General features: G+C 71.6%; 17 protein-coding genes. 7 read left to right on the forward strand and 10 right to left on the reverse strand.

Going from position 1 to position 21,449, the window contains the following annotated elements:
* Positions 1-96 precede the first annotated feature (96 nt).
* Positions 97-1,827, forward strand: a complete 1,731-nt coding sequence (locus tag DEI86_RS12435; RefSeq protein ID WP_258371964.1) for an HAD family acid phosphatase — start codon at positions 97-99, stop codon at positions 1,825-1,827.
* Positions 1,828-1,927: 100 nt separating this feature from the next.
* Here the strand turns inward: DEI86_RS12435 and DEI86_RS12440 are convergent, their stop codons facing one another.
* Positions 1,928-2,977: a zinc-binding alcohol dehydrogenase family protein gene (locus DEI86_RS12440; RefSeq protein WP_111049712.1), complete on the reverse strand. Its 1,050-nt coding sequence runs from the start codon at positions 2,975-2,977 to the stop codon at positions 1,928-1,930.
* Positions 2,978-3,314: 337 nt separating this feature from the next.
* On the opposite strand from DEI86_RS12440, the gene DEI86_RS12445 reads away from it, so the two are divergent.
* Positions 3,315-4,880, forward strand: a complete 1,566-nt coding sequence (locus tag DEI86_RS12445; RefSeq protein ID WP_111049713.1) for a long-chain fatty acid--CoA ligase — start codon at positions 3,315-3,317, stop codon at positions 4,878-4,880.
* A gap of 3 nt (positions 4,881-4,883) precedes the next feature.
* Here DEI86_RS12445 and opgC read toward each other — a convergent pair whose 3' ends face one another.
* From opgC to DEI86_RS12485, 8 genes are all read right to left on the reverse strand, one after another.
* Entirely contained in the window at positions 4,884-7,403 is a 2,520-nt protein-coding gene (gene opgC, locus DEI86_RS12450) for an OpgC domain-containing protein (protein WP_146244925.1), read from the reverse strand.
* On the reverse strand, positions 7,400-7,843 hold the full coding sequence (locus DEI86_RS12455; protein ID WP_111012778.1) for an ATP-binding protein: 444 nt from the start codon (positions 7,841-7,843) through the stop codon (positions 7,400-7,402). The genes opgC and DEI86_RS12455 overlap by 4 nt, the downstream gene beginning before the upstream one ends.
* Positions 7,836-8,168 (reverse strand): STAS domain-containing protein, encoded by a 333-nt coding sequence (locus DEI86_RS12460; protein ID WP_111027376.1) that lies wholly within the window; start codon positions 8,166-8,168, stop codon positions 7,836-7,838. Before DEI86_RS12460 ends, DEI86_RS12455 begins: the two co-directional genes overlap by 8 nt.
* The gene (locus tag DEI86_RS12465) at positions 8,165-10,153 is read right to left on the reverse strand and encodes a glycosyltransferase family 2 protein (protein WP_111049720.1); all 1,989 of its coding nucleotides are present in this window, start codon (positions 10,151-10,153) and stop codon (positions 8,165-8,167) included. The genes DEI86_RS12460 and DEI86_RS12465 overlap by 4 nt, the downstream gene beginning before the upstream one ends.
* 8 nt (positions 10,154-10,161) lie before the next feature.
* Entirely contained in the window at positions 10,162-11,370 is a 1,209-nt protein-coding gene (locus tag DEI86_RS12470; RefSeq protein WP_111049715.1) for a PP2C family protein-serine/threonine phosphatase, read from the reverse strand.
* Positions 11,371-11,592: 222 nt separating this feature from the next.
* Positions 11,593-12,423, reverse strand: a complete 831-nt coding sequence (locus tag DEI86_RS12475) for an ATP-binding cassette domain-containing protein (protein ID WP_111011457.1) — start codon at positions 12,421-12,423, stop codon at positions 11,593-11,595.
* 2 nt (positions 12,424-12,425) lie between these two features.
* On the reverse strand, positions 12,426-13,472 hold the full coding sequence (locus DEI86_RS12480) for an ABC transporter permease (protein ID WP_220037234.1): 1,047 nt from the start codon (positions 13,470-13,472) through the stop codon (positions 12,426-12,428).
* Positions 13,469-14,569 carry a substrate-binding domain-containing protein gene (locus DEI86_RS12485; RefSeq protein ID WP_220038519.1) on the reverse strand — a complete coding sequence of 367 codons (1,101 nt, stop codon included), beginning with the start codon at positions 14,567-14,569 and terminating at the stop codon, positions 13,469-13,471. The genes DEI86_RS12480 and DEI86_RS12485 overlap by 4 nt, the downstream gene beginning before the upstream one ends.
* 261 nt (positions 14,570-14,830) lie before the next feature.
* Between DEI86_RS12485 and DEI86_RS12490 the strand changes: the two genes are divergently transcribed.
* Positions 14,831-16,027, forward strand: a complete 1,197-nt coding sequence (locus tag DEI86_RS12490) for an ROK family protein (protein ID WP_111027374.1) — start codon at positions 14,831-14,833, stop codon at positions 16,025-16,027.
* On the opposite strand, the gene DEI86_RS12495 is transcribed toward DEI86_RS12490, so the two are convergent.
* Positions 16,002-16,964, reverse strand: coding sequence for a ketopantoate reductase family protein (locus DEI86_RS12495; protein WP_258376542.1), 963 nt, complete (start codon positions 16,962-16,964; stop codon positions 16,002-16,004). The two genes, DEI86_RS12490 and DEI86_RS12495, sit on opposite strands and share 26 nt — an antisense overlap.
* A gap of 80 nt (positions 16,965-17,044) precedes the next feature.
* Between DEI86_RS12495 and DEI86_RS12500 the strand changes: the two genes are divergently transcribed.
* From DEI86_RS12500 to DEI86_RS12515, 4 genes are all read left to right on the forward strand, one after another.
* Positions 17,045-17,593, forward strand: a complete 549-nt coding sequence (locus tag DEI86_RS12500) for a TetR/AcrR family transcriptional regulator (RefSeq protein ID WP_111049716.1) — start codon at positions 17,045-17,047, stop codon at positions 17,591-17,593.
* A 127-nt stretch (positions 17,594-17,720) separates the two neighbouring features.
* Entirely contained in the window at positions 17,721-18,914 is a 1,194-nt protein-coding gene (gene xylA, locus DEI86_RS12505) for a xylose isomerase (RefSeq protein ID WP_111011453.1), read from the forward strand.
* On the forward strand, positions 18,907-20,421 hold the full coding sequence (xylB, locus tag DEI86_RS12510) for a xylulokinase (protein WP_111049717.1): 1,515 nt from the start codon (positions 18,907-18,909) through the stop codon (positions 20,419-20,421). Before xylA ends, xylB begins: the two co-directional genes overlap by 8 nt.
* Positions 20,422-21,417 (forward strand): acetylxylan esterase, encoded by a 996-nt coding sequence (locus DEI86_RS12515; protein WP_111049718.1) that lies wholly within the window; start codon positions 20,422-20,424, stop codon positions 21,415-21,417.
* The last annotated feature ends 32 nt before the right edge of the window (positions 21,418-21,449 follow it).

Here is a 21,449-nt window from a genome sequence, read left to right on the forward strand (position 1 = left end):
GCCTCTGCGAATTCATGCTCGTTCCTGTGCCGATCCCCAGGTATCGTGCCGAGCACACCCCCGAACGGGGTGCATCCACGAGAACGGTAGAACCAGTTGCGCAGACATCAGGGGATCAGCAGCTCCACCACCGCCGTCCGACTCGCCGTCGTGGGGGTGACGACCGTCGGCCTCGTGCTCGGGTCGACACTCCTGGGCGCCGGGGTCGCGACCGCGTCGCCCGTCGTCGGGCACCACACCACGACGATCACGCCGGACCACCGTCAGGGCGGGGTCGGCAGTGGCGTCGACCGGGCACTCGCACCACGGACGCAGTTCACGATGGCGCCCGACGGCTCCTCGGGCGCGACCCAGGGTGGCGAGGGCATCCCGAACATCGACTCCGTCAAGAAGACGATCGCGACCTACTACGGCGACCCGGGCACGGGCATCGCCGACAAGACCGACAGCCCCTACATCCGCGAGATGGCCGCCATCGTGCGGCGGGAGAGCGGCCAGCTCCAGCGCCAGTACGACGCCGCCGTGGCCGCGGGCGAGAAGCCGGCCATCGTGCTCGACAGCGACGACACGACGCTGTTCACGTACGACATGGAGGTCGGGGACATGCACTTCACGTTCTCGCCCGCCGAGCAGGACGTCTGGGTGCAGGGCGAGCGGTTCCCCGCGACCCCGTCGATGGTGTCGTTCGTGAACCGGGCGGCGGCGATCGGCTACACGATCTTCGGCGTCACGGGCCGCAACGACGACCAGAAGGCCGCGACCCTCGCCAACCTGTCGAAGGACGGGTACGACGGGTTCACGTCCGACGACTTCTTCACGAAGTGGACCGGCGTCGGTGCCTCGCAGCAGCCCTCGTACGTCACGTGCGTCGCGACGTGCACGACGGTCGAGTTCAAGGCGGGGACGCGCAAGCACATCGAGCAGGACCTCGGCTACACGATCACGCTCAACGTGGGCGACCAGTACTCCGACCTGCAGGGCGGGTACGCCGAGCACACCCTCAAGCTCCCGAACCCCACCTACTTCCTCCCCTCGGCGGACCTGCCGGGGGTCTCGGAGCCCTGGCTGGCACCCCGGACGCACTTCACGATGGCACCCGACGGCTCATCGGGCGCGACGCAGGGCGGCGAGGGCATCCCGAACATCGACTCCGTCAAGAAGACGATCGCGACGTACTACGGCGACCCGGGCACGGGCATCGCGAACAAGTCGGACAGCCCCTACATCCGCGAGGTGCGGTCGATCGTCGCGCGACAGGCGCCGGTCGTGGTGGCGCAGTGCGCGATCGCGAGGGCCCGGCACCGCAACCCGGCGATCGTCCTCGACGCCGACGACACGACCCTGTGGACGTACGACATGGAGGTCGCGGACATGCACTTCACGTTCTCGCCCACCGAGCAGGACGTCTGGGTGCAGGGCCAGCGGTTCCCGGCGACGCCGTCGATGACCTCCCTCGTCGCGGTCGCCCGTGCGGCCGGTTGCACGGTCATCGGGCTGACGGGCCGGAACGAGGGCCAGCAGGCAGCGACGATCGCGAACCTGCGGAAGGTCGGGTACCCCGAGTTCGCCGCGACGCAGCACGGCAACCGGACCTACTACACGAAGTGGACCGGCATCGGTGCCTCGCAGCAGCCGCCGTACGTGCACTGCGCGACCGCGTCCTGCACGACGATCGAGTACAAGTCGCAGACGCGCGCCCACATCGAGTCGGCTGCGGGCGGCCGGTACGACATCGTCAGCAACTGGGGCGACCAGTACAGCGACCTCATCGGCGGCTCGGCCGACCGGTCGGTGAAGCTGCCGAACCCGACGTACTACCTGCCCTGACCTCCGGCGGGTCCCGATGACGGGAGGCGGTGAGCACGACGGCTCGCCGCCTCCCGTTCGTCATGGGTCGGGCCGCGCGCGGAGCGCCAGGAGCGCGCGCTCAGTCGAGGGTGACGACGAGTTTCCGCGCCGAGACACCACGCCGCAGCCGGGCGAGCGCCTCGGGGACAGCAGCGATCCCGTGCCCCACGACCTCGCGCTCCGGAGCGGCGACGTAGCGGCCCGTCGCCAGGGCCCGCGGCAGGAACGCCTCGTAGACGAGCGGACCCACCTGGCTGACCAAGGGCGTTCCACCCCAGATCGCGGAGACGGTGATGCCCTCGCGCCGTGCGGACCGCGCACGGAGTCGCGTCGCCGGGGTGGGGTAGGCCGAAGCGAGGCGCCGACTCCCCGCGGTGGCGCGGACGACGCGGAGGGTGCGGGTGAGCGAGCCCGCGCCGATCGCGATCGTCCCCGCGAGCGGCCGGTCGCCGATCGCGTCGGTGATCCGCCGCTCGGCGTCCGGGTCGTGGTAGTCGAACACCTGCTCGGCGCCGAGTCCGCGCACGAGATCGTGGTTCCGATCGGACGCGGTCCCGAGGACGTCGTACCCGGAGGCCCGCGCGAGCTGGACGGCGTTGCACCCGACGCTCGTCGACGCACCCCACACCAGGACGACTGCTCGACGCGGCTCGGGGTCCAGGGAGGGCCCGGCCAGGCCGAGCTGGTCCGGCTCGTACAGGCCGGCCGCCGCGGTCGTCAGTGCGAGCGGCAGCACCGCGGCGTCCTCGAGCGGCATCGACGCCGGGACCGGGGCACAGTTGCGCTCCTGCAGCAGGACGAATCGTTGGAAGGCGCCCTCGGCAGCGGCGTTCCGGTGTCGCTCCTGCCCCGCGGCGGAACCGAGCACGCGCGCCCCGACCGCGAACCGCCGCACGTCCGGTCCGACGGCGACGACCTCGCCGGCGACGTCCGAGCCGAGTACCGCCGGGTACCGCAGCCACGGCGTCACGAACGGACGCGCGAGGCCGGACATCGCGTCGACCGGGTTCACGGCGACGGCACGCACGCGCACGACGATCTCCCCCGGGCTAGGGGTGGGCATCGGCGCGGGGCCGATCCGCAACCGCCCGACCGGACTCCGCAGCCAGACGGCCTCGTTCTCCACCATGAGTCAGCTCCTCCACTTGACGACACGCAATGTCATCACTCTGCACCATGACACTCCGTGTCGTCAATGGTGTGTCGTCGTGCGATCGGGACCCGCGGGCCCGGGCCCGTCTGCAGCGCCGAGTCCGGGAGGCACGGGTCGGCCGGTCCGACGCCTCCCGTTCGCGGGATGGTCGGGCGACGGACGCGGCTGGCAGGATGAGCACAGGGCATCGCCACGCCGGCCACCGGAGGACCAACCATCCCCCGGAACGCGGAGTCGGGACACCGTCGATGGCCGCAGCCGTCCTGCGCCCCCGGGAGGGGCCGTCGACGCGCACCGCGATGAGGAGGAGACCATGCCCGATCCCGGACTCGGGACGATGAACGTCGCGGCGATCGCGGCCGAGGGAGCGCGGCGGCACCGGTCGAAGGCGGCCGTGATCACGGCCCTCCCGGACGGCGGTACCGAGACCCTGACGTACGCGGACCTGTGGGAACGGGTCCGGGCGATCGCGGGTGCGCTGCGGGCGCAGGGCGTCCGACCCGGCGACCGCGTCGCCGTCATGCTCCCGAACATCACGGAGTTCCCGTGCGTGTACTTCGCGGTCCTCGCCATGGGCGCGGTCGTCGTGCCCGTGCACCTGCTCTTCAAGCGCGACGAGATCACCCACGTGCTCCGTGACTCGGAGGCCCGGGTGCTCGTCGCGTCGGCGTCGATCCTGCCGCAGGCCGGACCGGCGGCCCGCGACGTCGGCGCGTTCGTCGTGGCGGTCGGGGCCGCGTCGGCGGCGGAGGTCGGCGCGGACGTCACGCTGGCCGAGTTCGAGGGCGGTGCGGACCCGATCGACGAGTACGTCGCGGTGAACCCGCTCGAACCGGCGACGGTCCTGTACACGAGCGGCACGACGGGGACGCCGAAGGGTGCCGTCGGCTCGCACTTCGCGCTCATGGAGCAGGTGAACGTGTCGCTCATCGACCTGTTCGACCTGCGACAGGAGGACGTCGTGTTCGGCGGCCTGCCGCTGTTCCACACGTTCGGGCAGACGGTCGTCATGAACACCTCGCTCCGCCGGGGCGCGACGATCGTGCTGCTGCCACGCTTCGATGCGGCGACGGCGCTCGACCTGTGCGTCCGGCACCGCGTGACGGCGTTCGACGGCGTGCCGACGATGTTCATCGCCCTGCTCGAGGCCGCCCGCGACACCACGGAACGGCCACCGCTGCGCTTCTGCATCTCCGGCGGCTCCGCGCTGCCGGAGGCCGTGCTCGAGCGGTTCGAGGCGACGTTCCGCGCACCGATCCAGGAGGGCTACGGCATGACCGAGACCTCGCCTGTCATCGCCGTGAACCCGAAGGGCGTCCCGAGCCGTGCCGGGAGCGTCGGACTGCCCATCTGGGGCGTCGACGTCGTCATCGCGGACGCGGACGTCGAGGACCGCATCGTGCCCGTCGCCCCGGGCGAGACCGGCGAGCTCGTCGTGCGCGGACACAACCTGTTCGCGGGGTACCTCGGTCAGCCCGAGGCCACGGCCGCAGCGATGTGCGACGGATGGCTCCGCACGGGCGACATCGGCACGATGAGCGCTGACGGCTACGTGACGATCGTCGACCGCAAGAAGGACATGATCATCCGGAACGGCTACAACGTGTACCCGTCCGAGGTCGAGTCGGTGCTCCACCGGCACGAGGACGTCACGTCGGCGGCGGTGTTCGGCGTGCACCACGACGTGCACGGACAAGAGGTCCACGCGGCGGTCGTGCTCCGCGACCCGGACGCCGACGTCGCCGCCATCGACGCGTTCATGCGCACGCGCGTGGCCGCGTTCAAGTACCCGCGGGTGTTCCACGTCGTCGACTCCTTGCCGCTCGGGCCGAGCGGCAAGGTGCTCCGGCGCGCGCTGTCGGCGACGTACTCCGCCTGACGGCTACCGCGGGATGACCGCGAACAGGAACCGCTTCCGCACCATGTACCAGCTGAGCAGGATCATCGCGGTGTGGATGAGCGTGCCCTCGAGGACGTTCGACGGGTCGAGGCCGGGGATCGACGCGATGAGCAGCACGAAGAACACCTGCCACACGAACACGTAGAGGCTCGCCTGCCCGAGCGGGATCCACAGCCACCCGATCGCGGCGTTGATCGGCTTCCAGAACACGGTGAGCACCGCGTACGACACGACCGCGAAGAACGCGATGTCGACGAGCCGGCCCCACTGCAGGTCGACGCGCTGGTACGCCGTGTTGTACAGCTCGTCGTACATCCCCGCGGGGAACGGCGTCGGGGTGAACCCGGCCACGTGACCCGCCCAGACGTAGACGAGGAACCCGGCGTACCCGACGACGCCGATCGCCATGAGCAGCTTGCCGACACGGCTCGTCAGCGCGGCGACGATCCGCCGGCGGTAGTACCCGAGCACGAGCCCGTGGGTGAACACCACCTGCCAGGTGAAGAGCGGGAACACGGCCTCGAACTGCGACGGCAGCGGCGACAGGTCGGGGCGCACGGCATCGAGCACGTAGAGCGCCCAGCTGACGATGAGCAGCGCCCACCACGCACGGCGCCGGATGATCCACATGAGCACCGGGATCGCGATGCTGAGCACCACGAAGAGCCCCATGATGTTGAACGGCCACGGGCCCATCTCGAGCAGCAGGAACTGCCGGACGGCGTACCAGGGCGGCGGGTAGTCGAGCAGCCGCATGGCGTTCGGGTAGAGGTCGTAGACGCGGCCTTCCGCGCCGACCCCGCCGGTGCCCGTGCCCCGGTCCGTGAACGTCGTGATCGCCGACGCCTTGAGGAACGGCACGAAGCTCAGCGCGAAGACGACCAGGATCACCCCGAGCGTGACGAGGTACTGCTTCCGGGCGCGCCGCCACGCGTTCACCGCCGAGGCCCACTCGCCGAACCGCGCGACGCCCAGCGGGTAGACCATGCCGAGCACGAGTCCGCTGAGGAACACGAACATCTCGGCGCCCGTGATCGCGCCGATCGCGTGCAGGGTGAGGTACGAGTAGGGCCCGGCGAGCTCGACGTGCGTGATCACGACCGCGAGGATGATGAACCCGCGGAACAGGTCGATCCGGAGGTCGCGCCCGGGCTTGCCGTCGTCGTCGTACCGCCAGGACGGCGCGAGCCGACCGACGAGCCCGGACAGCAGGAACGCCAACGCGAGCACGACCGCGCACGCGACGATCCAGGCCATCTGGTCGCCGCCGGTCTCGAGCTGCTGGTTCGTCGCGGCGCTGCCCTGCTGTGCGGTGACGCGGTCCGTGACGGGCCCGAACACGAATCGTCCGGCGTCCTGCAGATCGGTCCGGAACGACCCGGCGATCCCCCGGACCGCCGTGTCCCGCCAGTCAGCGACCCGGTTGCCCGCCTCGGGTTCCTTGCGGTCGGCCTCGAGCCAGGTGACGCCGCGGACGAGCGGGTGGCTCGGCAACGCGGCGATGACCTGGCGCCACCAGCCCTGCTTGACCGTCAGCTCGGCGGCGCCGCCGAGCGAGTGGACGTCCAGCGCGCCGGTGTCGAGCAGCAGCGGCCGGTGCTCCCCGACCGCGAAGCGCTGGTAGAAGGTGCGGTCCTGGGGCTCGGTGTACCCCCACGACTCGTCGAAGCGCTGGTCGACCTCGCCCGCGACGGGGGCCGCGTTCTGCGAGAGCGACACCGCCCGGCCGGCCGCCGCGGTCGCCTTGCCCTTGCCGAAGAAGAACATGGACAGGCCGACCCAGTCGACGGAGCCGCTCCCCGGCCAGTACGGCGCGTACGGGTCGTCGGCCTCGGTCAGGCGGTCGTCGTGGTTCGTGTCGAGTGCCGCGATGTCCATCGCGTTCGCCGAGGCGAGGCGTCCGGCGGCCTCGCCGAACGGGTACCCGGAGCCGTAGGACGGCGACCAGACCATGCGTGCCTTCGACGTGCCCGCGTGGACGATGCGCGCGAGCTGCCGGAAGGCGCTGACGAACTCGGTCGGCTGCTGCCCCCACCGCACCCACGTGCCGTTCATCTCGGGCGCGAACCGGACGAGCTGCTCCGTGCCGTACTGCTTGCGGACCTGCTCGAGGAGGTCGTCGGCGCGGTGTGCGTCGGCCGCGTCGAGTCGCGCCAGGGACGTCGTCGGCTCGAAGCTCAGCACGAGGACGGCGCCCTGCGCTGCGGCTTGGCGCGCCGCGGTCCGCCACTGCTGGGCCGCCCGGGCGTCGACCGGGTAGTCGACGTCGATGCCGTACATCGACGGCGTCGCGCCGAGTCGGCCAGCGTAGCCGTCCGGAGCGTCGTTCGCCCAGTCGAGGTCCGGGCCGAACCAGGTGCCGGACCCGCGTGGCGTCCCCGAGGCGGTGACGCCCGCGGGCGTCGACCGGGTGGCCGCCGACGCGACCGGTGCGGTCCCCCCGAGCACGAGCACGACGATCGCGATCACCAGTGCGACGGCGCGCGCCGTGCGCTGCTTCATCGTCGACACACGAGCGTCCAGATGTTGCGACCGTGTTCGTGGCGGTAGTCGAGCCGCTCGAGGCTGGCGAGCGCCAACGCCAGGCCGCGACCGCTCTCGTCCTCGACGTCGGCCATGGTGACGGCCGCGAGGTCGATGTCGGCGGGCAGTCCGTTGTCCTGGAACTCGGCGGTGAGGACCTCGTCCGTCGCGTCGAGGTCGAGGGTGTACCGGCGGCCGCCGACCTCGGCGTCGCTGCGCCGCGAGTGCTCGACGATGTTCGCGGCGATCTCGACGATCGCCGTCTCGAACGAGAACCGCGTGGCGATCGCGGCGTCGTCGCCGAGGTCGCTCCACCAGCGGTCGAACGCGTCCTGCAGGGTCTCGATGCTCTCGAGGGTCGCGGGCACGTCGATGTGGACGCGTCGACCATCGGCGGTCGGGGCGGGCTGCTCAGTCACGGAGGGCGTCCTCGACCGTCGCGCGGGGCTGGAGGATCCGGTCCAGGTTCGTCAGGCGGAGCACCATCGACACCTGCTCGGACGGCGCCACGAGCCGGAGGTCGCCGCCCGCCTGTCGCGCGGACTTGAGCAGGGACACGAGCGCGCCGAGCCCGGACGAGTCGACGAACGTCGTGCCGGACAGGTCGACGACGAGCATCTGGTCCCCCGCCTCGAGCCGCTCGGTCGCGACCGCACGGAGCTTGGGTGCCGACGCGACCGTCAGCCGGCCCTTCGGCGTCAGGACGACGCCGCCCTCGACGGGTTCCACGTCCACGGTGATCATGCTGCCTCTTCCTTGTCCCGGAGCGCCTCGGGCCCCGTGTAGCGAACGGCCCGGATGACGATGCTGAAGATCGCGAGGTCGAAGACGACCCATGCCGAGTTGATGAGCGGGGCGATCCCGTGCGCCTGGCCCGATGCGTAGCGGATGGCGACGAGCACGAGCGCGGCGACGAGGCACCCCATGGCGACGAGTTGCGGCCGCACGAGGTCCCACCGGTGGCCCGTGAACTCCTGTTTCGTCTTCGGGGTCACGCGGAACCCGAGCGGCTGCCCGAGGTACACGTTACGGAACGCGGACGTCACCGACTCGATCCACACCGGGAACAGCGCGAGCGAGTACTGCTGCCCGCGCCACGTCGGCCGACCCGCGGCGACCACCCAGAACAGCACCTGGTTGAGGACGAGGAACGGGATGAGCCGGGCGAAGAAGTCGACGCTGTACGCCTGGACCGGGATCACCCCGAACGCCAGGCAGAGCACCGGCGCGGCGATGTACACGACCGCCGCGAACCCGGAGAGGTAGCTCCACATCGTCGAGAAGTACATGAGGCGCTGCGCGAACGACAGGCCGCGCTGCACGAGCGGGTTCTCGCGGAAGAACACCTGCATCGTGCCCTGCGCCCAACGGAGTCGCTGCGTCAGCATCGTCGGCAGGTCCTCGGGGGCCAGCCCGCGTGCGAGGAGCTCGTCGTGGTACGCCGACCGCCAGCCGAGGCCGTGCAGGCGCATCGCGGTCGCCATGTCCTCGGTCACCGAGATCGTGGCCAGTGGCATGATCGCCTGGGCCTCGTCGCCACGGCTGACGTCGAGCGCGCCGACGAGGAGCGAGATCGCCTCGATCGCGACGATCGGCGACGCGTCGCGCTGGCCGAGCAGGTCGAGCGCGGAATCGTCGATGGCGGCGAACGTGTCGGCCTCCACGGACAGCGCGGCGAGCTCCGCCAGGTCCTGACGCATCGCGGCGAGGTCGGCGCCGGCGAACCGGAACGCGATCGCGTCGATGCCGCGCTGGAACCGGTAGGTCACGTCGGCGATGCCGTCGCCGTTCGCGAGCTCGGCGCGCGCGCGGTCGACGATCGCCCCGGCCTCGTCGAGCGCCTGCAGCACGCGCGGCTGGCCCTCGGCCTCCTCCCGTGCCCGCGCGAGCAACCGGCGCGAGGTGCGGATCGCGCGGTGCACGCCCTGTTCGACCTCGTCGACGTACCGGGACACGCCCAACTGCATCAGGGCCTCCCGGCGGAGGATCGCGTTCGACCCGCAGAAGAACGCGGCGTTCCAGCCGTCCTTCGACTGCTGGATCGGTCCGTAGAAGAGCGGCGCCTGGCTGCCGAGCACGTCGGACTCGGGGACGTTCTCGAACCACTGCGGCGTCTGCACGAGCGCCATCCGCGGTTCCTTGAAGTACCCGAGGGTGCGGTCGAGGATGCGCGGGTCGGGCACCTGGTCGGCGTCGAGGATCAGGAGGAACTCCCCCTCGGTCGCCAGCAGCGCGTTGTTGAGGTTGCCGGCCTTGGCGTGCCGCGGCCGGTCGATCCAGTCCGACGACCGGGTGATCACGCCGATGCCCATGGCCTCGGCGGCCTCGCGGATCTCCGGCCGCGCGCCGTCGTCGAGGATCCACGTCGTGTGCGGATGCCGGATCGCCACCGCGGCGAGCGCCGTGCGCATCACGAGCTCGACGGGTTCGTTGTACGTCGTGATGAAGACGTCGACCGTGACGTCCTCGGCGGGTGGGGCCGGTGGTTCGCCGCGTTCGCGGATCCGCCAGGCGCCGAACGCGAACAGGAGCGAGTCGATGACGCTGTAGGTCTCGGCGAGGATGAGCGGCACGGCGATCCACCACGAGTGCCAGTTGACGGAGGCGACCCAGCGCCATCCGACGTAGTCCGCCCCGGCGAGCGCCGCGAGGACGACGACGACCCGGATGGTGACGAGCCGCCGACGCGAGGTCGTGTGCTCGAGGAGCCGCCGGTCCCGGCGGGTCATCTCGAGGGTCACGGGCGGTACTCCGCGACCACGACGGTGACGTCGTCGAGCGGCACCCGCTCGGCGCTGAGTGACCGGATGCGTTCGACGAGGGCGTGGATGTCGGCCGCCTCGCGCGTGTAGCCGGCGAGCTCGTCCGGCCAGACGATCTCGTCGTCCAGCACGTCGAGCACCCCGTCGCTCACGAGGACCAGGCGGTCGCCCGGGTACAGCGTCGTCGACTGCGCGGTGTGTGGCTGCGGCAGGATCCCGATCGGGAGGCCCGTGCCGGTGAGCTGCTCGGCCGTCCCGTCCGCGCGCACGAGGATCGACAGGCCCGCTCCGGCATCGACGTAGGCGAGGCGCCCGGTGTCGAGGTCGATGGTGGCGTGGAAGTAGGTCACGAAGGCGTTCGTGCGCTGGAGGTCGCCGGTCATGGCCCGTTCGATGCGGTCCACGGCTGCGCCGAGCGAGACCTCGTCGGTGATCGAGGGCACGATCGTCCGGGCGGCGGCACGGGTGGCGGCCCCGAGGATCGCCGCCGCGGTGCCCTTGCCCATGACGTCGCCGATCGCGACGTGCACGAGGCGGCCGACGACGCCGTGGTCGTAGTAGTCGCCGCCGACGCCGAGCGACGGGATGCAGACGCCCTCGACGCGGACCTCGTCCGTGACGAGCGGCCGCTCCGGCAGCAGTGCCTGCTGGGTGTCGCGCGCGCGCACGGCTTCGGCCTCGGCGAGGAGTTCCTCCTGGGCCCACGCAGCGAGGTCGGTGAACTCCTGCATCTCGCGGGGGGAGAGCGTCCGGGGCTCCTTGTCGATGAGGCAGAACGACCCGACGACGTTGCCGGAGGCGTCGGTGAGCGGGTGCCCGATGTAGAAGGCGAGTCCGTTCTCGACGAAGGGCCGGATGTCGGCGAACCGGGGGTCGAGGCGCGCGTCGTCCGTCGTGATGACCTCGCCCGTGTCGGTGACGAGCTTGCAGGGGGTGTCCCCCCGGCCGGACTCGGCGTCGTCGAACCCCGCCCGGCCCATGTAGAGCGCGCGGTCCCGGTCGATCACCGTGACCGAGGACATCATCACGCCGAACAGGGCGCGCGCGATCCGGGTGATCCGGTCGAGGCGCGGGTTGCGGTCCGGTTCGGTGAGCCCGAGGCTCTCGACGGCGCGCTGCCGTCGGTCCTCGCGCACGCGGGGCTGGTGGGTCGTCGCGTCGTCGAGGGTCGGTTGGGTCCCCACAGCGCATGCCTCCTGATCACGAGCACACGGAAAACGGTGGCGCGTCCGGGCGGGACCTCCAGGGGGTCCCGGTCGACACGTGCCGCCCGCGTCGGCCGATGGCTTCGGATCCAGCGCGTACCACTCTGTCTACCGCATGATCGGGTGCCGTGCGAGCCGTGCGGGGCGCGCCGGGGTCATCTCGCCCCTGGACTGGGGCAGACCAACCGGGCCGCGCCGCCGCTACCGCACCTCGTCGAGCAGCCGCCCCCGCCCCTCGGCCAGTCGTCCGCCGCGCCGGTACTCCTTGGCCACCATGTCGAGGACCTCCTCGGCCGAGACCTCGTCGGTGCGCTTGTCGAGGGTGATCTCGCCGTGCTGCAGCAGGTTGACGCGGTCGCAGACGTCGAACACCTGCGTGTAGTTGTGCGCGATGAGGATGATCGACACCTCGCCGCGTTCGCGGAGCATCGAGATGAAGTCGAGGATGATGCCACCCTCCTTCGCCCCCATGGCCGCGAGTGGTTCGTCGAGCAGCAGGATCCTCGCGTCGGAGTACACCGATCGCGCGACCGCGATCGCCTGCCGCTGGCCGCCCGACAGGTTCGCGACCTCGTCGTTCACCGACGCGATCCGGATCCCGATGTCGTCGAGGTACCGGCGGGCGTTCTCGCGCATCTCCGAGCGGCGGAGGAAGGGCCCGCGCCGGAGCTCCTTGTTGAGGTAGAGGTTGAGGTACACGGGCAGCGTGTTGACGAGCGCCAGGTCCTGGAACACCGTCTCGATGCCCCGCTCCCGCGCGTCGCCGATGCCGGTGAACGTGACCGGGTCCCCGTTGAGGAACAGCTCGCCCTCCGTCGGCTGGTGGTACCCGGTCAGGATCTTGATGAGCGTCGACTTGCCCGCGCCGTTGTCGCCGATGAGCCCGAGGACCTCGCCCTTGCCGACGTGCAGGTTGATGTCGCGCAGGGCCGTGACGGACCCGAACCGCTTGCTGACGTGCCGTGCCTCGAGGGCCGGTGGCGTGCCTCCCGGCGCGCGGTCGGTCGTGCCCGTACCCGTGGTGGTGGTCATGGCTACTGCTCCTTCGCTCGCTGCCGGAAGCGCGCGAGGTAGATGTTGAGGATCATCGCGAGCAGGATCGCCGCGCCCTCGACGATGACGAACGTGGTGGCGGAGATGCCCTCGATGTTGAAGCCGTCCTGGAGCACGGCCAGGAGCAGCGCACCGAGGAAGGCGCCGACGACGGTGCCGGAGCCGCCGATGAGCGACGTCCCGCCGAGCACCGCGGCCGCGATCGCCATGAACATGAGGTCGTTGCCGCCCGCGTTGGGGTCGAACGACTTGGCGATGTTCGTGCCGTCGAGGATGCCGGCGAGCCCGGCGAACAGCGACGTGAGCATGAACGCCCGGATCTTGACGCGCCGGACCGCGATGCCCGCCTCGGAGGCGCCGACGAGGTTCGCGCCCGTGGCGATCGTGTGCACGCCCGACCGGGTGCTCGTCAGCACGACCTGCATGACGATGACGATGAGCACCGCCCAGATGAGCTCGGACCACTGGTACCCGCCGAACACCGCGACGAGCGCGCCCTTCGTGGGGGCCGGCAGCGGTGTGCTCCCCGCGATGGCGAGGGCCACGCCGTGCAGGCCGTACAGCGTCCCGAGCGTCGCGATGAACGACGGCAGCTTGAGGTACTGGTTCACGACCCCGTTGAACAACCCGATGAGCGTCGCGACGACGAGCGCCAGCAGGAGCGCCGTCCACAGCGGCATCGCGTCGGCGAACGTCACCATGAGGATCGGCGTCAGCGCGAACGTCATGCCCGCGGACAGGTCGATCTCGCCGCAGATGAGCAGGAACACCTCGCCCGCCGCGATGATCGCCGCCGCGCTGAGGAAGTTCGCGATGTTGCCGATGTTCGACCCCGTCAGGAACGCGTGGTTCGTCGCGGCGAAGTAGATGATGAGCGCGACGTCGACGACGAGCACCGAGAACTCGCGGATCCGGAGCACACCCCCGAGCGGCCCGCCGCGGAGGCCGCGGCGAGCCGGTCGGGGTGCGGACGACATGGGTGCCGGGGTGGGCGACTCCGTCTGGAGGCCGATGGCGTCGTCGCTCACGACGTGAGGTACTTCTGAGCGGACGAGCTGCCCTCGAACCGGTTCGTCGACTTGAGGTACGGCTTCACGTTCTTCTTCGTGACGAACTTGAGGCCGGTGTCGGTGAGCGGTGGTGCGACGAGCGTGCCCGACAGCTTGTACAGGTACAGGTACAGGTACAGCGTCGGCAGGAACCCCTGCAGGTACGCGGACTGGTCGATCGTGAAGCTGAGGATGCCGTGGCGGATCGACTTCTCGGTGGAGGCCAGGAGGTCCCACCCGCCGCCCTTGTAGCCCTGCGACGCCAGGTCGTACTTCTTCATGACGTTCGCGACGCCCTGGGTGCTGCCCGCATCGACCGCGAACAGGCCCTTGTAGTCCTTGTTCCCGGTGTAGAACGCGTCGATCGCGCTCTGCTCCTTGCCCTCGTCGGCCCCGGTGGCGATCTGCTTGACCTGGAACCCCTTGTTCGCGGCCTTGAGCGCCGCGATCGCACCGTCCGCTCGCGGCTGGATGTTGAGGGCACCCGGCGTCGCGATGAAGATCGCGATCTTGCTGCCGTTCGGCAGGAGCTTCGCGATGTGCTCGCCGGCGGCCTGCCCCGACGCGTACAGGTCCTGGCCGATGTAGTTGAGCCGCGCGTTCCCGGTGACGTCCGCGTTGTAGGACACGACGGGGATCCCCGCGGCGAGCGCCTTCTTGACGGGCTCGTTGAAGGCGGTCTTGTCGACGAGTGACACGGCGATGCCGTCGACGCCGCCGCTGACCGCGGTGTTGAACGCGCTGACCATCTGCGACACGTTCGAGGTCTCCGAGCCGGTCCACTGGGGCTTCGGCAGGCCGAGCATCGAGGCGGCGTCGGCGAGTCCGTACTGCGTGGCCTGGAAGAACGTGTTCGTGGTCACGTGGTTGATGAACACGAACTTGAACCCGGGCGTCGACGGGAAGTTCCCTGCCTTCCCGGCCGCGCTCGCCATGTCCCCGCCGGAGAACGACAGCAGGCCCGACGCCAACGCGGCGGCACCTGCCAGCCCCGCTCCGCGGACCAGTCCCCTCCGGCTCGGGCCGGGCCCGGCCCCCATCGCCGCAACTGCGTTCGCGACCGCGTCGTCTTCCACGGATACCTCCTCGTATCGGGCTGCGTGCGGCACCGACGACGAGGACGGCGTCGGTGTCCGACGCGTCTCCCCCGCGCTTCGGTGCCACGGATTGGGGCATTCCTAGACCCGGTCTCTCCGGGCGGTCAAGAAAGCTGAGCGAACGTTCCCATCCGCTGGTTCGTGAACAGTGCTCACCCAGGCTTGTCCCCCGAAGGAGGCCCGGTGGCCGGACGACAACGATGTCGGTGCCCGGTCGGGCGCGGTCGCTACGATCACGGGATGGCGGAAGCGAGCGCATCGCAGGCGCGGCGGAAGGACCTGGGACGTCACCAGAACCTCACGTCGCTGCTCCGTCGTGTGCACGCCACGCCCGCCACCAGGAGCGACCTGACCCGGTTCAGCGGCCTCAACCGCTCGACGGTCGCCGGGTTGGTCGGCGAGCTCGTCGACCGCGGGCTCGTGGTCGAGGACGAGGTCCGTGGCGCGGGATCGGTCGGCCGTCCGAGCCCCACGGTCCGGCCCGCCGACCGGGCGGTCGGGATCGCCGTGCACCCCGAGATCGACGCCGTCCGGGTCGCCGCGGTGCTGCTCGGCGGCCGCGTGGTCCGGCGCGTCCGTGTCGACGTCGACCAGCCTCCGACACCGGAACGCGTCGCCACCATCGCCCAGGAGGCCGTGGCCGCCATCCGCGCGGACCTCCCGCCCGGTGCCGTGGTCGTGGGCGCGGGCGTCGCCGTCCCCGGGCTCGTGCGCGTCGCCGACGGGGTCGTCCGCCTGGCGCCGCACCTGGACTGGCACGACGTCCCACTCGCCGCCCAGCTCGCCTCGGCGCTGGACATGCCGGTCCGCGCCGCGAACGAGGCCTCGCTCGGGGCCGCGGCCGAGTGGGTGTTCGGCGCCGGCCGGGGTGCGGACGACCTGCTCTACGTCAACGGCGGGGCGAGCGGCATCGGCGGTGGGATCGTCACGGGCGGCGTGCCGCTGCTCGGCGCGAGCGGCCACGCCGGCGAGATCGGCCACGTGTCGATCCGGACGGACGGGTCGCGGGACAGCGCCGGCCTGGTCGGGACCCTCGAGGCCGCGGTGACCCGGGCTCGGCTCGCCGCGGTGCTCGACGTGCGCGAACCCGACCCCGACACCTTCGAGCGGATGCTCCTCGCCGCGACCGAGGGCGGCAGCAGCCGGTCGAGCGCCGTGGTCGCGGAGGTCGAGCGCCAGATCGACACCCTCGCGATCGCACTCGCGAGCGTCGTGAACGTGCTCGGCTCGGAGCGGATCGTCCTCGGCGGGTTCCTGGCGGCCCTCGCGGCGGCCGACGGTCCGCGCCTCCGCAACGCGTTCGACGCGCACCTGCTCGCGCCGCTCGTCCCCGACGTGCAGATCCGACGGGCGGAGCTCGGCGCGGACATCCTGCTCATCGGCGCGGCGTCGCTGCCGCTCGAGCACGTGCTCACCGAGCTGCCGACGTTGGGCTGAGCCCCTCGACCGACCGCTCCAGCCGCGGGGTCGCGATGCCGAGCGCACGTGCGGTGGCGAGCATGTCCTCCAGCACGGCACGGGGCTCCGCCGCCTGGGGATCGGTGTGTGCTGCCAGGCTCGCCCGTGCGATCGGGAGCAGGCGGGTGGCCCACGCCGCCGATGCGGCCGTCATCCCGGGGAACCGAGCGGGCGTCGTCGCGCCGCGGTGGCGCCCGATGTCGACCCCCCGCGCCGCGAGGACGGGGAGGAGCTCCCGGCTCGTCAGGAACGCCCCGCGAAGCGCGCGGCGATCTCCGATCATGGCCGCCAGGCCGCCGCTCGTCAGCGCTTGGGAGAACATGCCCGCGTCCATGACGAAGTGCGACCACAGCCATCCGCGCATGTCCGGCTCGTCCCGGACCACGAGTCCCGCCTGCTGCAACGTCGTCCGCACCTCGGGTGCCCGTCGATCGCCCGGCGTCCCGCTCGAGCCGAGCACGACCGAACGGAGCAGCGCGCCGTGCAGGACGCCGTCGCCGTCGAATCCCCCGCCTGCGCCGGGGAACCCGAACACCACCTGATCCGCGGGGAGCGGAGCCACCGCGGCGACGGGGTCGTCCCACACGTTGCCCAGGACCAGCACCGTGGCCGCGCCGACCACCGGAGCCAGGGACGCCACGGCTTCCCGCAGACGATGGTGCCCGACACTGAGCACGACGAGATCGAAGCCGTCCCCCGGCTCGACGGACTCGCGCAGCCGGATCGCGAACGTGGTGCGCCGCCGTCGGCCGAGCAGTCCCCGCCTGCCGTCGACGAGATCCGTGCGGACGCGGGCCCCGTACTCGCGAGTCCGGCCCGGGCGGACGAGGAACTCGACATGGTGCCCGGCCTCCTGGAGCACCTGGCCGTGGATCGTCGCGATGACGCCCCGGCCGACCATGAGGATCCGCATCATGCCTCCGATCACTAATGTGGAGACGATCTCCGGTCTGGACGATACGGAGGTCGTCTCCAGTTCGTCAACCGGGAGGGCACATGGCCGAGGAGCGGGCCCTGCGCGCTGACGCGCGCCGGAACCGAGACGCCATCGTCGCGGCCGCGCGATCGGTGTTCGAGCACGACGAACAGATCCGGTTCGACGACTTCGCGGAGCGGGCTGGCGTCGGGGTCGGGACGCTCTACCGCCACTTCCCCACACGGGAGGCACTGGCCGCCGCGGTCTACCAGGACGAGGTGGCGGCGCTGTGCGAGCGTGCCCGGGACGCATCGCGGCCGGCCGGCGAACGGCTCGCCGGGTTCCTCCGCGCGTTCGTGGACCACGTGATCGAGCACGTCGCCCTCGCGCGCGCCTTCGCCGCCCTCGTCAGCCCGGCGACGCAGGCCGAGGGTGGGAGCGAACTCGAGCGCACGGTCGCGGACCTGATGGCCAGCGCGGCCGCTGACGGCACCATCCGCGACGACGTGACCCCGGGCGCGGTGATGATCGCACTCCACGGCATCGGCTCCGCGATCGACCGCCCCGACTGGGCGATGGAGGCCCGCTCCGTCGCGGAACTCGTCATCCGCGGACTGGAGGCCCCCTGACCGAGCGGCGAGACGACGCGCCAGAGGGCCGGCGATCGGTCCGGAGCCGACGCGCCGCGGCGCCCTTGCGGACCCGTCCGTCGTGCAATACGTTGTGACTCACAACAAACCCCTTCAGGAGCGCACCATGGCAACGAAGCCCACCCGCGACGACAAGTTCTCGTTCGGTCTCTGGACCGTCGGGTACAACGGCACCGACCCGTTCGGCGGTCCGACCCGTCCCCCGCTCGACGTCGTCGAGGCCGTCGAGAAGCTCGACGAGCTCGGCGCCTACGGCCTGACGTTCCACGACGACGACCTGTTCGCCTTCGGCTCGACCGACGCCGAGCGCCAGAAGCAGATCGACCGCCTCAAGGGCGCGCTCGAGTCCACCGGCCTCGTCGTGCCGATGGTCACGACGAACCTCTTCAGCGCCCCGGTGTTCAAGGACGGCGGGTTCACCTCGAACGACCGGCAGGTCCGCCGGTTCGCCCTCCGCAAGGTCCTCCGCAACATCGACCTCGCCGCCGAGCTCGGTGCGACGACGTTCGTCATGTGGGGTGGTCGCGAGGGCGCCGAGTACGACACCGCCAAGGACGTCCAGGCGGCGCTCGAGCGCTACCGCGAGGCCGTCAACCTCCTCGCCGACTACGTCACCGACAAGGGCTACGGCATCCGGTTCGCGATCGAGCCGAAGCCGAACGAGCCCCGCGGCGACATCCTCCTGCCCACCCTCGGGCACGCGATCGCGTTCACCGAGACCCTCGAGCGCCCGGAGCTGTTCGGGATCAACCCCGAGGTCGGGCACGAGCAGATGGCCGGCCTCAACTTCACCGCGGGCATCGCGCAGGCGCTCTACCAGGGCAAGCTCTTCCACATCGACCTCAACGGCCAGCGCGGCATCAAGTACGACCAGGACCTCGTGTTCGGGCACGGCGACCTGCAGAACGCGTTCTCGCTCGTCGACCTCCTCGAGCACGGCGCACCGCAGGGTGGCCCGGCGTACGACGGCCCGCGCCACTTCGACTACAAGCCGAGCCGCACCGAGGACTTCGACGGTGTCTGGGACTCCGCCGCCGCGAACATGCGCATGTACCTGCTCCTCAAGGAGCGCGCGCAGGCGTTCCGCGCGGACCCCGAGGTGCAGGCGGCGCTCGAGGCGTCGAAGGTCGCCGAGCTCCGCACCCCGACGCTCAACGAGGGCGAGTCGTACGACGACTTCCTCGCCGACCGCTCGGCCTTCGAGGACTTCGACGCCGACGCGTACTTCGGCGGCAAGGGCTTCGGCTTCGTCAAGCTGCAGCAGCTCACCCTCGAGCACCTCATGGGCGCGCGTGGCTGAGTCGCTCGCCAGCACGACCGACCCCGGTGACGAGGACCTCCTCGTCGCCGGGGTCGACTCGTCCACGCAGTCCTGCAAGGTCGTCATCCGGGAGGCCCGCAGCGGCCGGGTGCTCCGCTCCGGTCGTGCGAGCCACCCGGACGGCACCGAGGTCGACCCCGCCGCATGGTGGGACGCCCTCGGCACGGCGATCACCGACGCCGGCGGGCTCGACGACGTCGCCGCGATCGCCGTCGGCGGGCAGCAGCACGGCATGGTCGTGCTCGACGCCGACGGCCGGGTGATCCGCCCCGCGCTCCTGTGGAACGACACCCGCAGCGCCGGTGCCGCGGCCGACCTCGTCGACGAGCTCGGCCCGGAGCAGTGGGTCGAGCGCACCGGCCTCGTCCCGGTCGCCTCGTTCACGGCGACGAAGCTCCGGTGGCTCCGCGACACCGAACCCGACAACACCGCCCGGGTGGCCGCGGTCGCGCTCCCCCACGACTGGCTGTCCTGGCGCCTCCGCGGCTACGGCCCGGCGGACGAGAGCCCGCTCGGACCGGACCTCGACGCGCTCGCGACCGACGCGTCGGACGCGAGCGGCACCGCCTACTGGGACCCGGCCCGCCGCGCCTACGACGCCGACCTGTTCGAGCGGGCGCTCGGGCGGGTGCTCCGGGAGGCCCGGCCCGGCACCGCGACGGACGGCGGCGACGCGGTGGTCGTCCCCCGCGTCGTCGAGCCGTCCGCCGCCATGGGCACGCTCGACCGGGAGGTCGCACTCCCCGGTGGCGCCGTCGCGCACGCCGGTCTCGTGGTCGGCCCGGGCACCGGGGACAACGCCGGGGCCGCACTCGGCCTCGGCCTCGGGCCGGGCGACGTCGCCGTGTCCCTCGGCACGTCCGGCACCGTGTTCGGCGTCACCACGGCCTCCCTGGCGGACCCGAGCGGGACCGTGGCGGGGTTCGCCGACGCGACGGGGGCGCGCCTCCCGATCGTCACGACGCTCAACGCGGCGCGCGTGCTCGAGGTGATCGGCGGGCTCCTCGGCGCGGACCACGGCGAACTCGGCGCGCTCGCGCTCGAGGCCCCGGCCGGCGCCGGCGGGCTCGTGCTCGTGCCGTACTTCGTCGGTGAGCGCACCCCGAACCGGCCCGACGCCACCGCCTCGCTGCTCGGCATGACCCCGCTGACGACCACGCGGCCGTACCTGGCACGTGCCGCCGTCGAGGGCATGCTGTGCGCCCTCGCCGACGGTCTCGCTGCCGTCGAGGGCACGGGGACCCGCGTGGAGCGCCTGTTCCTCATCGGCGGAGCTGCGCAGAACCCCGCCGTGCGGACGATCGCCGCGCAGGTCTTCGGGCGCGACGTGCTCGTCCCCGACCCCGGCGAGTACGTCGCCGCGGGCGCCGCGCGGCAGGCCGCGTGGGTGCTCGGCGGTGCGCTCCCCGACTGGCCGCTCGCGGCGGACACGATCCCGGCCGATCCTCGGCCGGAGGTGCTCGCCGCGTACCGCAGGAGCCTGTAGATGCCGTTCACGGACCTCCCGCTCGCCGAACTGCGCGCGTATCGTCCGGCGGTGCGTGAGCCGGACGACTTCGACGCGTTCTGGCGGACGACGATCGCGGAAGCGCGGCAGGCAGCGACGACGGCGGGCGTCGAACCCGTGCTGACGCCGGCCAGCACGCCGATCACCGAGCTCGTCGTCGAGGACCTGGTGTTCCCCGGCTTCGCGGCCGAGCCGGTCCGGGCGTGGGTCACCCGTCCACGCCGGCCGCGGGACGAGCGGCTCCCGGTCGTCGTCGAGTACCTCGGCTACAACGGTGGCCGCGGGTTGCCGGGCGAGCGCGTGCAGTGGGCCCTCGCCGGGTACGTCCACGTCGTCATGGACACGCGCGGACAGGGCAGCGGCTGGGGCAACGGCGGTGACACGCCCGACCCGCACGCGTCGAACGGGCAGGTCGCGGGGTGGATGACGAACGGGATCCTCGATCCGCACGAGCACTTCTACCGGCGCGTCCACACGGATGCCCTGCGGCTCGTCGACGCGGTGCGGACGCTCGCGTTCGTCGATCCGGCGCGGGTGGCGGTCACCGGCGGGAGCCAGGGCGGCGGCATCGCGATCGCCGCCGCGGCCCTCGCGGAGTCGCACGGGGACGGCGTCGTCGCGGTCATGCCCGACGTCGCGTTCCTGGCCGACTGGGAGCACGGCGCCGAGGTGGCGGTGAGCGACCCGTACCAGGAGCTCGTGCGCTACCTCGCCGTGCACCGCGACCACGCCGAGGCGGTGTGGACGACGGCGAGCTACCTCGACGGCGTCAACTTCGCCAAGCGGATCACGGCACCGGCGCTGTTCTCCGTGGCGCTCATGGACGAGATCGTGCCGCCCCGCACCACGTTCGCGGCGTTCAACGCGCTCGCGTCGGAGGACGCCGTGATCGAGGTCTACCCGTACAACGGGCACGAGGGCGGCGGCGGGCACCACTGGCCGAAGCAGGCGAGGTTCCTGGCGGCGCACCTCTAGCCCGCTTCGGCCCTGTCTCTTATACACATCTC

Source organism: Curtobacterium sp. MCBD17_028 (genome assembly GCF_003234875.1).
Lineage (GTDB): Bacteria > Actinomycetota > Actinomycetes > Actinomycetales > Microbacteriaceae > Curtobacterium.